The following is a 14,841-nucleotide window of genomic DNA, read 5'->3' as shown; positions in this document are numbered from 1 at the left end:
TCCCCAGGTTCCTAACATCCGTCAACCGATGGAACGCCTGTTCAGTTTTATTCCTATTTCGTCAATCTCGATAATTCTCGCTTTTGAGATTCGATCAGCCTGAGCCTCTTTTAAGGCATCCTTCCAAGATCCTAGCAATCGCTCAATTGTTGGGACGCTTGGAATACTTTTTCTCCCATTTCGCCAGGTTTGATAATTAAGTTTCGAAAGTGTTCCCACTACTTCACTTGATGCTTTTCGCAACACAGAGATACAAAACTCTCGTGTGAACTGCTCGGTAATAACACGACTTGATATTTTAGTAGCCCTAAGTGCCTCTTCCCAGGTCCCAAATTCTTTAGCAATCCTTGCTTTACTCGGCATATCTGGGTATCTCTTCTGAAACTCTGCATATTTTGATTTTGTTAAAGGTTGTTCGGCTTGTGAGGCGTAACGTTGTAGTGATTTTATTACATCTTCTCTAGAAAAACTGTTCTTTTTTAAAGGCACTTGAACTGTTCTGTTATTTTCAATTCCAGCAAGTTTTAGAACCTCTTGCCAAGAACCCTTTAAAATTGTCTGTATAGTAGATGAACTGGGGAGTATCTCATTTCCATTTCTTATCGCATCGTATAAATGAATAGTAAGACATTCTGAGGTTGATTTCTTAGCATCTCTTAATGCCTGAATGCAGTCTTCGCGAGTAAAATCCCTAAAGGATAGTAGACCCGCTCTCTTTTTTGCCTGATTCCAACTTCCTAATCTCTGAATGATAACACTCTTCGAAGGATACTTGTTTTTATTATCTATATTCCATTTGGTGTACATATCGATCGTAAATTTATCACCAATACTTAATGATGCCATTTTTAAAGCCCTTATGCAGTCAATTGCGGAAAAAGGCAGCATAGTCATGGTCAATTTCCCCTTTATCGGTTAATAGTTATTATGTTAAAAATGCAAAAACGGGATAGACCCTTGTACTTAACAAGAGCCTATCCCGCGGGATATCCGAAGGTTTTATTATATTACCTCAAATATAAGTTAATATAAGAGTAATGTCAAACTATTCTCATGGGTATAAATACTTAGGTTCGAGAGTGATTCGTAAGGGTGCGTATACGATTTCTGTGAACACATTTCTCTGTCATTAGGGTTTCTCAAGATTGATTCACAGTACAGTTATTACAGAATGCCCCGCCCATTGTTCCACTTTCAAATAGGTTGCCACATCCAGGGCAGGTATCATAATGGCCAGAGCAACGATCACATACTTGGTCACCATTTTTCAAAAAGTAAGGGGCGTTCTTATTCCCGCATGCGATGCATCTGTCACTTTCTTGTTCGTCACCATATTCATCTTCTTCAACCTCAGCCAAACTAAACCCACCAACTGTAATATTGGCGGAATCCGAAAGTATACCATTCACTCCCATACTCACATCAACTTTAAATTCACAACTAAAATTCCCTTCAACAAGAACGGTCATTTGGTAAGAGTCACGCGTATATGCTTGAGTAACATCAATAGTGACTTTACAGGCAAAAGTACCAGTAATCTCAAACTGCTCACCTTCATTAGAAACGTCTGCAATGTCCAATACAGGATCCAAGATCTCTAGGATTTCAACATCAGATAAAGCTTCAGCCATGAAATCTTGAAGATCACCATTCTGAATTAGATAGCTAGTTAGCCGACCACTCTTGTCTAAGTTTACGTCCCAACCCTTGTGTTCTATTAAATCTAAGCAAATACTTTCTGAATTCATTTCAATATTTGTAGTGAGTTCTATCACCATATCCGTATAGTAAGATAGATGGTTGACGAAATCATTCAGTGTCATGATGGTAAATAGTTGATCACTGTATTCCTTGAATTCATATACTAACTCATCGCGAGGAGCTATTGGAGCTTGGTTTTTATCAAGTTGCCACCAGTCCTCTTTAAGATCAGAGGTTATAAAAATCACTGGTTGTTTACAATTTCGTGCCTGTACTAATAGTTGCTTCCATAAAACAAGATCGCCATACTGACGTCGACTTGTTGTTTCTTTTTTATCATGATCCATATATCCAGGGGGGATATGGTATTTGTACCGCTGCTCCCCTTCGGTATAGATGTTAAGAAGAGTCGAAATACCAAAAGGAGAACCCATTCTTCCTTTCTGGATCAGTTCTTCAACAAATAAATTAACCTTATCCTCCGAAAGCATTTTCTTATTCTTATTGGACTCTTCAATAATTTCGGTTTGGAACTTCTCCGATTCATGTAGGATGCTATCAAGGGAGTCGTGGATCTTCGTACCTAATTCATTCACTCGTGGAAACTTAAAATTACTGAAACGCATGAATTGAGTTGAGATATCATTCTTTGCTTTCTTAATAATCCGTTCTACCTCAAGTGTCACTTCATTAAACTTTCCACGTTGTCCTTTAATAACCCCATTCTTATTCTCTCTAAATTCCTGTAACACTTGGTTAGGAATCCATAATTGATCAATTAACTCCTCTAAAAGAGAAAGAATATTCTCTGTCGTCTCAGGTGAATACTTGTAAATATTAAGAATTGAGCTAGTATCCAAGATAATTAATGGCTTTGATCTCCACATCTCCTGGAATTGCTCAAAAGTATATGTATGGCTCAAGTTATTCCTCCTATCTTTACTTCAGAGTTCGTATTACCTATTATGAATTGTTCCAATCATTAGGTGTATGTTCCAAGTATATACTAATAAGTTCATAAAAGTTAGTAAAACAACTTGATCTTGTTATGGAGCTCCATAAGAACCAAACCGAGTTTCTATCAACCAAGGAATCAAAGTTTCTACCGACTCGGTTTACTCATTTCTCTCACGTGAAAACCTCTATTACCCAGATTAGCGGTCTGTTCAATAATTATGACGCTAGGAGCGGACAAGCTTTAACAAATTGGGTGATGCCTTCACAGAAGGTTTTTGTATATGATGGAATTGAACAAGGCTCTTGACGTGAATGCCATGGGTTCGCTCGAAGATATCCATAAAGAAAGGAACTGTTCGACATGCTTGATCAAATCAACGCAAGCGGGAAAGAAGTAGAACAAGCCATCCTGAAAATCACGGCTTGTATAGCTTACCTCAAGGAATAAATTGCTAAAATGTAGCAGAATAGCTGGTCATTGAGTTCGTCGCAATTGGGGAAGCGACCATGATCGGGGAGCCAACGATGGAGAGTATTCATTTTCAACGATCTGGCAGGAGTCATATGATCCGATGGATATGCAACTAGAAGGCTTCCCTCTTCAGAGGGTGTTTTTGAATTAAGTAAACATATAAAAGGAGGGGTATAAACCCCTCTTACCTTAGTGACCATAATATGAGTGAATTCTTGATGTTACTGCAAACAAAGAAAGTCATTTTCGTTTCTTAGTTTGCCTTCATTGTCCACTTGATTGGAACAGTAATATTACCGGTTGGGAATTTGCCTTGTGCTATCCATTGTACGTCAAAAGATTTAAGTTCCTCGCCTGGTCCGACCCAGTTAGGATCTCCATCCGTATCTTGAGATTCTTGCAAAGCAACATATCTTTCAGTATCAATTAAGTTGAATGATTTGGCAGATTGATTCGCGTAGAGGGATACTGCAACTAAATCTCCTTCATCGGGACTTATTGGAACATATTTAATTCCGGAAGGCGTTCCCATGTTCGCATAAAGGCGACCTTTAGTGTTCCCGCTATTAGTAATTTGGATGTTAGGAAAAGCAACCATTTGCTTAGCTCCATCAGTCTTACTTATTACATCTGACTGAGTGGTAGACCCAGTTATAGTGATTCCCAAAGTTTCTTCAACGACTGTTATTGTAAAATTTGATGTGCTAGAGACATCAGCTGGGGCTGCAAATGCTGTTGTAGAGATAGATATTGCAGCAAGAACTGCCATTACAGGTGTTAGAAATTTTTTCACTTTATTGTACACTCCTTGTATAGAGCTTAGTTAAGGTAATAATTAATGTGTTTGTTAATTTTAATAGAAAGGCCTCCCATTAATTAAGGAAAGAAATGAACGTAACTTTTTACCTTGCTACTTTGTACTTTAATTATTGAGCTTTCATCGTCCACTTGATTGGTACTGTAATTTGGCCTACTGGAAACTGCCCCTTTGCTTTCCATTCAACGTTTATGTCCTTTAATTTTTCCTTCGGTCCAACAAAATTTGTATCGTTATCGGTATCAGCATCTCTCATTAATGTGTCAGCTTTCATTTCCATGCCCTTAAGGTAAATATCAGTTATTCCGCCAGCTGGAACGATTAGTGACACTCCTTCTAACTCACCGTTTGCTGTTCCCCAAGAAATTCCGGTTGGGTCCAACACAGTTGCATACAATACGCCTTTCGTATTGCCGCTATTCTGTATTCCAATGTCGTTGAATACGATTTTTTGTTTCCCTCCATCGCTTTTACTAATAACCTCTGGAAGATTTGTGACACCGGAAATTGTCAATCCAAGAGTTTCTTCTACGACAGTAAGCGTAAAGTTAGATGTAGAACTCACATCTGCCGGAGCTGCAAAAGCGGTTATAGGAACTAATGCTGTAATAACTGTCATGGTTGCGATGATGAACTTTTTCATTGTTATCTCATCTCCTGAGCTATTTATTATGGATTACATCGTAGTTTTTTAATTGGCTTTCATAGTCCACTTGATAGGTACTGTAATTTCTCCAATCGGTAGTTGTCCCATGACGGCCCATCTAACATCGAGGTCCTTCAATCGCTCTTTCGGACCTATATAAGTAGTGTCTCCATCCGTGTCGTTCCCTTCCATTATTTGTGTTAATTTTTGTTCTGTTCCTGATTTTGTCAATTGGTGATGAGATCCATTTTCCCCAAAAAGTAATACAGTAAGCAGCTGGGAATCATCCCACCCCCACTGTATGCCGGTTGGTTCTTGTACTTCCCAGTACAACACACCTTTTGTGTTGCCGCTATTCTGGATTCCAATGTCGTTGAATTCGATATTACCTTTCTCGCTTCTAATAACCTCTGGATGATTTGTGACACCAGAAATCGTCAATCCAAGAGTCTCTTCTACAACAGTAAGCGTAAAGTTAGATGTAGAACTCACATCCGCGGGAGCTGCAAAGGCGGATATAGGAAATAATGCCCCAATAACTGTTATTGTTGTGATGATAGACTTTTTCAAAGTGTTCTCCCTCTCCTTAGTTTTTCTTTCGTAAAGAATGAGGAACTAATTCTAATTAGTTAGCTTTAATTGTAAATCTGATTGGGAATGAGTATTCACCAGGGGCGTATCCACCTTTTTTAAAGATAAGAAAGTTAGTTTTAAGCACTTCAGCGGGCTCGATAGAATTAGGACTTCCAATGTTATTTCCGTATTCCATAAGCCACCTTAATTTAGTTTCCTCGTCAACCGCTCTTAATACATCGAAAGGAGATGTTTTATCACCACTCCAGCTAAACTGGTACCAAGTAATTGAACTCCAATCAATCCCCGTAGGTGTTAATGCCGTTGAGTAAAGCACGCCCGGTGTGTTGCCACTATTTTTAATATCGAAGTAGTAACTTCCTGGTGCGTTGCGGTTTTCAATAGCATCGATATGCGTTTCACCTGAAATAGTCAATCCTAATGTTTCTTCGACTACGGTAATGGTGAAATTAGATGTTGTGTTCACATTTGCTGGTGCTGCCAAAGCCGAGATAGGGAAAATGGCAGTTAGTGCTAGTATTGATGAAAGAAATATTTTTTTCATGAATGGTATACCTCCTTTCCTTAGATTACATTTATTCCCACTTTCTTTTTATCTGCCCTTTCATATTTCTCTGAAAGCACCACCTCCTGTCAATACGTGTCTTGCACGTAGTTATTGTGTTTTTAAGATCCATTTGATCTGCATTGATAATCGGCCAACAGGAAGACGTTTATTCACGGAGAACACCACATTAAAACTAGAGAGTGTCTCACCTGGATTGATACCATCAGCATCACCATCAGTGTCAGCGTTGCTCATAAGACCAGAGAGAATTTTTTCCGACTGATCAAGTCGTTCGATCTCATTACTTCCGTCAACAAGCGTTACGGATTGCAAGTTTCCCTCCGAATTCCCAAAAGATAATCCTGAAAGTTCCCCGACCTCTGCATAGAGATATCCCTTCACTTCTCCCTGATTGGAGACCCTCATACCCGAAAATACGATTTCAGGAGAGCTGCTCCTAGAGATGCGACCAAGATCGGTTGATCCAGAAACATTTAACCCTAAAGATTCTTCTATCACTTCAACAGTAAAATTAGAAGTGACTGAGGATTCCACTTCAGCCTGTGCATACAATGGCAGTGACATCAGAAACATAAGCGCAATGACTGTCTTTTTCAAAAACGTCCACTCCCTCACTAAGTGATTTATGTAGTACTATTCATTTCATTTTGCATCTTGGGTTTACGTCTTTTTAGAATGATTCCAACGATCAGCAAGATCATGATGAATCCAGCGAACAGAATGTATTCATAACCTCTGATAGCATCTTGAACTTTTCGTTGTATGTAATTCGTAACATCGGTAAAAGTTAGTTCAGCTAGGTTGTAGTTGAATTCTAATTCCACAGCTGGATTATGCTGAATCCCTTTTCCTTCATCCTCTGTGGCTGAGACAATAATCTTTCCTGCTGTCTTTCCAGGCGTTGAAAAGAGTTCAGGTGCAATACTTGCCTTTAAAAAGACCTTTTGTTTAGGGTTAAGGATGAGAGTGCTCTTTTCGACTGTCATCCCACCTTCTGTTGTAATGGTAAATCTCTCTCGAAGAGAACCCGTGTTTTCGATAAAAAGCGAACTGATGGGAACGTCAGAACCTTGTCTGATATCTTCTTTTATTACTGCCTTAGCTGGGCCAGCTTGCAATCCTACCGAGTCTTCGGCAAATGCTGGAATTGCACCAAATAACATTGATGTTAGTAAAAGTGTTGATATTAAAGCCTTCTTCACAATAAACCTCTCCTTATGTCAATCAAAAATAAAAACTCCCAAAAAAAAAGCGGGATAAACCCTTGTGTTACCAAGAGTTTATCCCGCGGTGTTTCCGTCGGTGTTATAATATTATTATTTATTGTATATTGGCGAACAATCTGACGTCAATATAAAACATCTAGATAATAGGTAGGAATGGTCGCTTGGATTCAAGAGATGCATTGATCCTCTCATTGAATTGTCCTTCATATATCGGCTTCAATTCACTGAAAATGTGCCTACCTGATAAATATAGATGAAGGCCCCAACTAGAGGCACCCACATGGTTAAGAAAAGTACTTTGTTTTTATATGCTTGATGTCTGAAAGTAACGAACAAGAGAAACAATGTGACGCCCATTAAAAAAGCAAGAACGCCCCACCATAGAATCGGAATGATTATCATGTCTTCCTTCACCTTACCTTTTGCCACTTTATGTTCTTCACATAAGAGTACATTAATTTTATGAGCTAGGGAATATACCAATACAAAATCCACCTCGTAGCTTTGTGGGCTTAAGGTGGATTTTGTATTGGTTTGCACGAAGAGAGGCGCATCAAAGTTTTAACTGTTGATTGGATTAGGATGATTCGAGCATCTAATTACTGGATCAATGTCCGCTCCTCAGTAAATTAGTGGAGGAATACTCCTTACTAATTATCACGGTTAATCATTTCTGGGATCCTACGTGATGCGATGTTCGTTTAACTCGATCGCTGATCTACTCGTTGGCTCTTCTTATAGATATATTTATATCTATACCCTGGGGCAAACTTATCCATTAAGTTACGAACACCGAAATCAAGTGCCAGGGTTGCAAGTGCATCATAAGAAATATCCAATCCGGATGTGAAAGGATGCATGTACCGTTCTGCAACTTCCTTTGTAATGTATAGCGATGCCCGTAAGGTGACCCCCAATTTTATTTCTGTATACAACTGATTAGCTGTATGACTGATCTGAGGACTACCAAAGAGAGTCACGAAGTAAGAATCATCATGTCCCACCGGTAATCGAATTGTTCTCACCATATAAGGTTTCACATATTCTATAAACTTCCGATCTTGAATGGTTACCATTAGTATTTTTTCCATAAGCGAAGAACGCGATTGATAATTCAGAAACTTATATAAATTTTTAATTTCAGCCAAAAGCGTACCAGGAAGCCATGGTCGCAGCTGCTTCTTCTTATCCACTCTTACCTTCCTCTTCCCCACTCTCTTTTGCATAACTGCCCCCTCTCCCCACGATTATCGCATGGACATTGTCCGATGTCCGAAGTCCCAAACGAATCAAATGGAGTGTATTGAGATCATCTGAGACACCTGTTTAACAGGCTTATTTTGCAAAGTATCCATACCGCCCTTTATGAAAAAGCGAAAGAGCACATCTTCATTGAAGACATACTGATGTTGCATATGTTTCAGGTGCTCTTGTTCTACGTACTCACTCACTAATGCATACAGATCCGATATCGCTTTCTTTTCCGATGTATGAAGATAGGCAAAGGTCTGTTTTGATTTTTGATTTGCTTCTAACACATGATATTGAAGTTCATGATGGAAAGCTTTCGCAAAAGGTAAGAATCCTTGATCCATCGCCCGCTCTATTCCCGTAATCAAAAAGACTCTTGAAATGGATGGGATGTCCGTGCAGACATAGGTATCTTCTCCATTGTCTTCTCTGTCTCGGAAGTAATTAACCGCGTGTACTAATCGATCAAGTTGGCCATACAGTTTGCTTTCCAACGTGAATGTTGTACGTTGGTATCCCTGGATGGCTCTATTTAACCAATTTAACTTCATCTTGTGACATTCTCCCTTCCGACTAATTTCTAGGAAAACTGGCAATAATGAGACAAAACGCTTCAGAAAGGACAGAACAATGAATAAGAAAATTATTGTCTTTCCAAATCAACGCGTTGAAAACTCAGAAGAGTTTCTAAGCATTCTCTCCAAAAAGTTACACGATCAGGAGAAGTATTTGCCAGTGAAGCTGAAGAGAAAGACAAAATCAAGGAAACAAAATTAATACGTTTTCTTTAGGCCAAAGGATGGAATCTTATTTTTCCCACTGGATAAGTTGGGGGATATCGTTTCGCCTTCGACTAAAACCCGGACCATGAAGGAATTATCCGAGAGCTGCGTGTAAAACAGGGTACTTCCCTTCCCTATATTTACCTTTCTTCGAAGCTCTATAGGCAGTACCGTTTGTCCTTTAGAAGAAACGACTGAAAATAGGGGTTTGTTAAACATATGATTACCTCCATCGAAAGTAAGAACTGTCTTACATGTCTTACATTAGTAACCTATGCTTGTCTTCTCTTTTTATGACACGAAAACCCCGCTTTCACTCTACTTGAGTAAGAAGCGGGGTTTTTCAAAGTGAAACAATTTATTTCAATAATTAAGGTAAATACAATTGAACATCTTAACCTCTCGTTACCTGTAAAAAAAATCGAACTATAAGCGTCATAATAGTGATACCAACCAAACCACTGAATAAATAATACAATACTTCATTTACAGTGTAGTTATCTAGAAAACCTCTAACTAAATCACCAGAAACAACCCAGTAAAAAGGATATACAATAATAAGTAAAAGAATCAATAATACCTGGTACTTCTTTTTAATTTTCATTTTCATCTGCTCCTACTGATTTCGGATAAGCAGCAGCCCGTAGAATAGAAGCAACTCCATCGTTATGAACTCGCGTAAAAGGTACAGTGATGCTTTTACAAATCTGCGCTGCGTTTTCATCTGTATGTGTACGAATTGCACTACACACAATGACTACAACATTGGCTTTATTCACGTATGTTTTTATTTTCTCTGGTGTTGAACCCCCAAAGAGCCCAATAAAGATTCCACCACATTCTTCAATTTTATACCGGTAGTCTGCATGTCTATCGTCACCACCAATTACGAGCACGCTTTTTCCATTAATTTCTGGATAAACTTCTGAAAGTGGCTGATCGTCTGTTGGTTGAGAGTCGATTGTTTTCTTGTAGAAGGATGAATTTTGAGGCGTAATATGTCTTTCTTCATGCGTGTTGTACTTCCAAATAACTTGCTTATTATGAGGCTCACCTGATAAGTAAGCGATATCTATGAGATCTTCCACTGCAATAGGAATTTTATTTTTATATGCATAACCAGCCAAACGTACATTCTCGTCTACTAGAGTAATTTCTCCGAACGGCAGCTTCTTCTGATCGCTTCCTTGAGCTTGATAACGGACAAATAACCTTCCATTCTCTTCTTCAACCATGCAATATTTAAACTCGACACGATCTTCACGTTGTAAACCTGGACCTTTTTTGATCACTTCTACGAAAAAACCACTTTCGTCATCTTTGATACGGACAAAATCACGGTGCTCCAAGTTAAGTTTTCTAAAAAGTTTTTCAGAAACATATTTGCCTTCTGCATATCCACCACGGATCGCTCGTATCAAGAACCCTTCCACAATATCTGGACTACTGTTTGAGGAGATAATTTCAGGTATAGGAACCACAGATTCAATCGGTTCCGTTTCTGTTATCGTACTCTTTTCCGACTTCTCTGGAGTTATATCGTCTGAAATTTGCAGGATAGGTTCAGATGACAGGTTAGGTAATTCCTCAAGTATTCGCATAACGGATTTCATCTTAGGAAGGCGCTCAAGTAGGTTCTGTATAGTTAAATCACTCAAGTGATGCTGCATTTCCAATTTGAGATCATCAATAAAGCGGTTTTGTATATCACTATTCAAACTTCGATCAACCTCCTATTCGTAAAAATAACTGATTTATGGTGAGCACCGTAAATTAATTATGCTTCCAGAAGAAACACAGCTGTTTTCCTTGTTTCGATTCTTCCACATTCGAAAACGATCCCAAAACCTTCTTGATGGTGATATAAGGATTGGATAAAGTAATATTGTGTTCTTCAGTTAACGTCCTTGTAATTTCTCGTAACGTCACGGGTTCATCACTAGCTTTTAGAAGATTCTTTACGATCCTGGTCACTTCTTCATAATTTATTGATGTCCGCTCTTTCCTAACTTTAGTAGATGAGGTTTGTTCAATGTGATTCGTAAAACGATCGTCCATATCTTGCTCACCTGGTACATCCTTCGATGTTGTATGCGGTTCCCTATTATCTAAATTACGGATATTAGTAATTAATTCTGCTACTTCCATCGCTAATGCTTTTTCACGATTTGCATATTCGATACGTAATTCCGCTCTTAGCTTTAGTAATGATTCCAATTGCAAACGTAGGGCTTCGCGTTCATTAAAAACCGAATTTCTCATCTTAATTCCCTTCCCGTGCATTTTTTAATACACTTCTAAAGTTGTGTAGTCACTTGGTAGTTGAATTGGTAAAAGTCTTCTTAAAAACATTTCTTTGTCATATTTTGAACTATTTTTATTATACCATTCTGTCAAGTACTTATATCTTTCTTCTTTTTCCTTCACATCTTTTACTACCCGATCAAACTTGCTTTTGTCACTTGAGTTCCAATTTTCAGGATCACCGGTGTTCCTTGCTTTTAGTGCCTTAACCTTATCAACGAGAGTAACGATTTCTTCAGCGGTATCACGCGCTTCGATGATTACTCGTCTAAAATCCTCAACGATTCTTGACTCAAACAACCATTTAACTGCTTGAGTTTGATATTCACTTCTTTTATCTTCTTCCTTCTTATCAATCTTCTCAGTATTTATCATGAGCGTATTGGCATCGATTTCATAGGGCACCGATGAAGTGAAGTATTCGCCGTTGTATTGCTGATACTGGCCATCGGGACTAAACCAATACACATAATTACTTGTGGTTTGTAATGATTTCAATTCTGGTGGTAAGTCCATTACGTTAGCATAACTACTTTCTGTATTGGACGTAGACGATCTATCATATATCATAGCTCCACCCACAACCGGAAACCGTGCGGTCGTCTTGCCGTTAGATTGAAGGTAAATCCAACTTATGTTTTTAGGCTCGTTTGTTATGTACATTCGCTCAGTTACTAATAATCTATCTAAACTTTTGTACAGCATCGGTTTCTCACCTTCGCTACTACTTGAATAAAAAAGCTGATTTGAACTTTGATTTTCCGGAATAACTTGTGAATTCGGATCTAAAACACCGCATCCAGTTATACCCAAAATGGAAATACCAGAGGCCAATAAGATTTTACATGTGTTTCCATTCACTTGTTTCTTCACCCCGATATTGTTATTCGATATAGGAATTGACGCTGCTTTATCCGCAGGATTAACGAACATTAATCTACACGGATAATCCGCTTCTTCTCATCATTCTTGTATGATTGATCAATGACTTGAATCTCATTACTTTGTTCGGTTATAACCCTCTTGCCAGCACCGTTATAATCAGGAGGCATTGTTCTCGGTTGTGCGTTTTGATCAGTCGTAGTTGTGGAAGATGGCGTTACCCGATCCACTTCCTGTTGAATTCTCGTTTGCAGTGTAGGAGTGGTTCGGTTATTGCTTTGTGTTCTTTCATCGCTATAATTTGATGCAGAAGATTCTTCCCTTCTGTACCCTCTTAGAAGGGAAGTAAAGATATATGGTATTACGATAATTGGTAACGATATGAACAATATAGTTTTCAGATGAGATGCGATTACATTTAATTGCATCTCTAAGGTATCAGGTTGTAAGCTGGATGTATCTTTAACTAGTGATTTGACACTGTCCCCGTCTGTTTCGTCATCTGCCTTCTGAACTTCATTTCCTAAAACATCTGCGATGACCCTTGGTAATGTTTCCTCTGCATGGATAATTGAAACAGTCGGAACAGCTATTATAGAAATGAAGATGAAAGAGGCAATCAAATACTTTCGCACTTTTCACAACTCCTTGCGTTAAGAGCATGCTAAACAGACTCTCAGATCACCCAAAAATACGTTGATCTTCACAAACCACTCTTTTGACTGGATAAATCGATGTTACTGAATAAAAGAATCAATTATTTGCTGCACTCGTTCGGCTTCATGGATATTGTCTTTAAATGAACGCAATAACAACCATATCGCTAAAGAGACCGCAAAGATGGAAATTGTATTCATTGATTTCTGTAATGTTCGCTACACGGTCTCTATCGTTTAAATTGTTTTAGAATACTCTCCGTTGGAAAACCAGTAATGCTTACATTACCGACCAAATCAAAGGTGATTTCGATATCTCGATCTTGGAAATCGCATAAATTATATCTATCGGTGAACAAATGAACCCTTTGGTTATCTGAACCATGAAGTGAGTATACCGACATTTTCTCTTGGTCAAACCGACCATCTATTAATGCATCAACATAGGACAGGATTTCTACACCATGTCGTAGTCTCATTATCTCTCGATGATAGAAACCACTGAAAATGATCAAGGATTTTCCTTGTAATCGAAGCTTTCTAACAAGTTCAAGTAAAGCTTCCTGTTGCAAAAAGGGTTCGCCTCCACTTATGGTCACGCCTCCCACTTCAATCGGTATCCATGACAGAATGGTATCAACGGAAACAACCTGTCCTGCATCAAGCGAATGGGTTTCTGGATTAAAGCAACCAGGACAAGCAAAGCGGCAACCTTGCAAATGAAGGACCGAGCGTTCACCCGGTCCATTTACCTTTGAATAGGGCGTAAACCCATGGATTCGTACTTCCATCATGGCCTCCTCCGAAGTCTTGATTCTTCAGCAATTCTTTGATTTTTGTAGTATTCCGGCTTTCTCTCTCTACTTTCTACATGACCCAACGCATCTTCTAATGAAGCAGTAGCTCTTTCACACGAATTTCCTTCATACCCGAATGCCTCGATCGTGGTTTGACCATTCGAGTCGATATGTATTTCTATATACTTTTCGTTCTTATTCATCATTTTCGCAACCTCCGTCTATTGCTAATGCCAGATCTCATAGTCAACCTTACTAAAACCAATTGCCTTAATAACGCAAGCGTTCATTTAGTTCAGTTTTTGGATATAAACGAAATCGAATACGACCATCGTCTAAAACGGTTTCTTCTACATTCATTCCTAATTTATCCGCCACTAGATGAGTAACGCATGCTCCATATGTTTGAATCAATCGACCACCTTTTTCTCCAACTTCGTTTTCGAGATTTTTTCCCATTGACCAATCAGCATTGAGATCGAAGGCACCATCCCCACTACGTGTTAATGCAATATCATACGCCCCTTTCAACCTAATGACATAAGGCGCTAAAATTCGTTGTCCTTGCCATCCACGAGCGTAATCATTATTAAGGAGCTGAAGATCCAAACGCTTACACGCTAACTTCAGCGCTTCAATATCCGTGATTTGAGTTGGAACTCTTGTAAAATGAGACATTCATATTCCCTCCATTTTTTATCGTTGTTTAATTACTCTGAATGACCCTTCGATTTGGACTCTCAGGTACAGTCACCAATTCTTTCTGAGTACTCGCATTCCGAGCTCTTTCGTTAGCCCATAAACGAAGATTTACGATTTGTTCTTTTCTACTTATCGAAAGTGGGATAGAATCCTTAATGGCATCCAGAACATCTTGGGTAGTCATTTCTCGCATATCATCTTCAAAAGCATTAGATAATGCACTCTCTACTATCTCTTCGATTTCTGCACCACTGTAGCCCTCGCTGTCTTTTACAATACTGTCGATGTCATAATTCTCAACTGCTCTCTTCCTCTTATTCAAATGAATGGAGATAATGGCTCTTCTTTCATCTTCATTTGGTAGATCCACAAAGTAGAGTAGGTACCCAGCGCCTTTCTTCATTGCTGAAGTAGGTTTCCAAGAACCCCTCCCCAAACCGTACGTACACCTCTCGATGTATACGGCTTTCCACACTAACTACAATG

20 protein-coding genes are annotated in these 14,841 nt (G+C 38.8%); all 20 read right to left on the bottom strand.

Annotated features, from left to right (window positions below; translation table 11 throughout):
• Positions 1 to 21: 21 nt before the first annotated feature.
• Positions 22 to 894, bottom strand: coding sequence for a homing endonuclease associated repeat-containing protein (locus C3B52_RS21700; RefSeq protein WP_103108481.1), 873 nt, complete (start codon positions 892 to 894; stop codon positions 22 to 24).
• A 245-nt stretch (positions 895 to 1,139) separates the two neighbouring features.
• A complete protein-coding gene (locus tag C3B52_RS21695) occupies positions 1,140 to 2,624 on the bottom strand; it encodes a PIN domain-containing protein (RefSeq protein ID WP_103108480.1) in 1,485 nt (494 codons plus the stop codon).
• Between the two features lie 759 nt (positions 2,625 to 3,383).
• Entirely contained in the window at positions 3,384 to 3,923 is a 540-nt protein-coding gene (locus C3B52_RS21690) for a hypothetical protein (protein WP_103108479.1), read from the bottom strand.
• 133 nt (positions 3,924 to 4,056) lie between these two features.
• Positions 4,057 to 4,590, bottom strand: coding sequence for a hypothetical protein (locus C3B52_RS21685; RefSeq protein ID WP_103108478.1), 534 nt, complete (start codon positions 4,588 to 4,590; stop codon positions 4,057 to 4,059).
• Positions 4,591 to 4,638: 48 nt separating this feature from the next.
• Positions 4,639 to 5,163, bottom strand: coding sequence for a hypothetical protein (locus tag C3B52_RS21680; protein WP_103108477.1), 525 nt, complete (start codon positions 5,161 to 5,163; stop codon positions 4,639 to 4,641).
• 55 nt (positions 5,164 to 5,218) lie between these two features.
• Positions 5,219 to 5,731: a hypothetical protein gene (locus tag C3B52_RS21675; RefSeq protein ID WP_103108476.1), complete on the bottom strand. Its 513-nt coding sequence runs from the start codon at positions 5,729 to 5,731 to the stop codon at positions 5,219 to 5,221.
• Between the two features lie 111 nt (positions 5,732 to 5,842).
• Positions 5,843 to 6,352, bottom strand: coding sequence for a hypothetical protein (locus C3B52_RS21670; protein WP_103108475.1), 510 nt, complete (start codon positions 6,350 to 6,352; stop codon positions 5,843 to 5,845).
• A 26-nt stretch (positions 6,353 to 6,378) separates the two neighbouring features.
• Complete coding sequence (locus C3B52_RS21665; RefSeq protein ID WP_103108474.1) at positions 6,379 to 6,957, bottom strand: hypothetical protein; 579 nt, start codon at positions 6,955 to 6,957, stop codon at positions 6,379 to 6,381.
• 240 nt (positions 6,958 to 7,197) lie between these two features.
• Complete coding sequence (locus C3B52_RS21660; protein ID WP_164684850.1) at positions 7,198 to 7,521, bottom strand: hypothetical protein; 324 nt, start codon at positions 7,519 to 7,521, stop codon at positions 7,198 to 7,200.
• 161 nt (positions 7,522 to 7,682) lie between these two features.
• The gene (locus C3B52_RS21655) at positions 7,683 to 8,207 is read right to left on the bottom strand and encodes a hypothetical protein (RefSeq protein WP_103108472.1); all 525 of its coding nucleotides are present in this window, start codon (positions 8,205 to 8,207) and stop codon (positions 7,683 to 7,685) included.
• A gap of 63 nt (positions 8,208 to 8,270) precedes the next feature.
• A complete protein-coding gene (locus C3B52_RS21650) occupies positions 8,271 to 8,783 on the bottom strand; it encodes a hypothetical protein (protein WP_103108471.1) in 513 nt (170 codons plus the stop codon).
• Between the two features lie 222 nt (positions 8,784 to 9,005).
• The gene (locus C3B52_RS38225) at positions 9,006 to 9,233 is read right to left on the bottom strand and encodes an AbrB/MazE/SpoVT family DNA-binding domain-containing protein (protein ID WP_103108470.1); all 228 of its coding nucleotides are present in this window, start codon (positions 9,231 to 9,233) and stop codon (positions 9,006 to 9,008) included.
• A gap of 374 nt (positions 9,234 to 9,607) precedes the next feature.
• Positions 9,608 to 10,732: a DUF2325 domain-containing protein gene (locus C3B52_RS21635; RefSeq protein WP_103108468.1), complete on the bottom strand. Its 1,125-nt coding sequence runs from the start codon at positions 10,730 to 10,732 to the stop codon at positions 9,608 to 9,610.
• Positions 10,733 to 10,787: 55 nt separating this feature from the next.
• Entirely contained in the window at positions 10,788 to 11,276 is a 489-nt protein-coding gene (locus C3B52_RS21630; protein WP_164684849.1) for a hypothetical protein, read from the bottom strand.
• A gap of 24 nt (positions 11,277 to 11,300) precedes the next feature.
• A complete protein-coding gene (locus C3B52_RS21625) occupies positions 11,301 to 12,251 on the bottom strand; it encodes a hypothetical protein (protein ID WP_103108466.1) in 951 nt (316 codons plus the stop codon).
• Complete coding sequence (locus C3B52_RS21620) at positions 12,251 to 12,835, bottom strand: hypothetical protein (RefSeq protein ID WP_103108465.1); 585 nt, start codon at positions 12,833 to 12,835, stop codon at positions 12,251 to 12,253. Before C3B52_RS21620 ends, C3B52_RS21625 begins: the two co-directional genes overlap by 1 nt.
• 251 nt (positions 12,836 to 13,086) lie before the next feature.
• The gene (locus C3B52_RS21615; protein WP_164684848.1) at positions 13,087 to 13,647 is read right to left on the bottom strand and encodes a 4Fe-4S single cluster domain-containing protein; all 561 of its coding nucleotides are present in this window, start codon (positions 13,645 to 13,647) and stop codon (positions 13,087 to 13,089) included.
• Positions 13,647 to 13,856 (bottom strand): DUF2997 domain-containing protein, encoded by a 210-nt coding sequence (locus C3B52_RS21610; protein ID WP_103108616.1) that lies wholly within the window; start codon positions 13,854 to 13,856, stop codon positions 13,647 to 13,649. Before C3B52_RS21610 ends, C3B52_RS21615 begins: the two co-directional genes overlap by 1 nt.
• A 67-nt stretch (positions 13,857 to 13,923) precedes the next feature.
• Positions 13,924 to 14,331: a DUF1257 domain-containing protein gene (locus C3B52_RS21605; RefSeq protein WP_103108463.1), complete on the bottom strand. Its 408-nt coding sequence runs from the start codon at positions 14,329 to 14,331 to the stop codon at positions 13,924 to 13,926.
• Positions 14,332 to 14,359: 28 nt separating this feature from the next.
• Entirely contained in the window at positions 14,360 to 14,758 is a 399-nt protein-coding gene (locus C3B52_RS21600) for a hypothetical protein (RefSeq protein ID WP_103108462.1), read from the bottom strand.
• Between the last annotated feature and the right edge of the window lie 83 nt (positions 14,759 to 14,841).

The organism is Brevibacillus reuszeri, from assembly GCF_002897295.1.
Classification (GTDB): domain Bacteria; phylum Bacillota; class Bacilli; order Brevibacillales; family Brevibacillaceae; genus Brevibacillus; species Brevibacillus reuszeri_A.
Note: the sequence above shows the minus strand (reverse complement) of the source record. Positions and strands in the feature narration are given on the sequence as shown.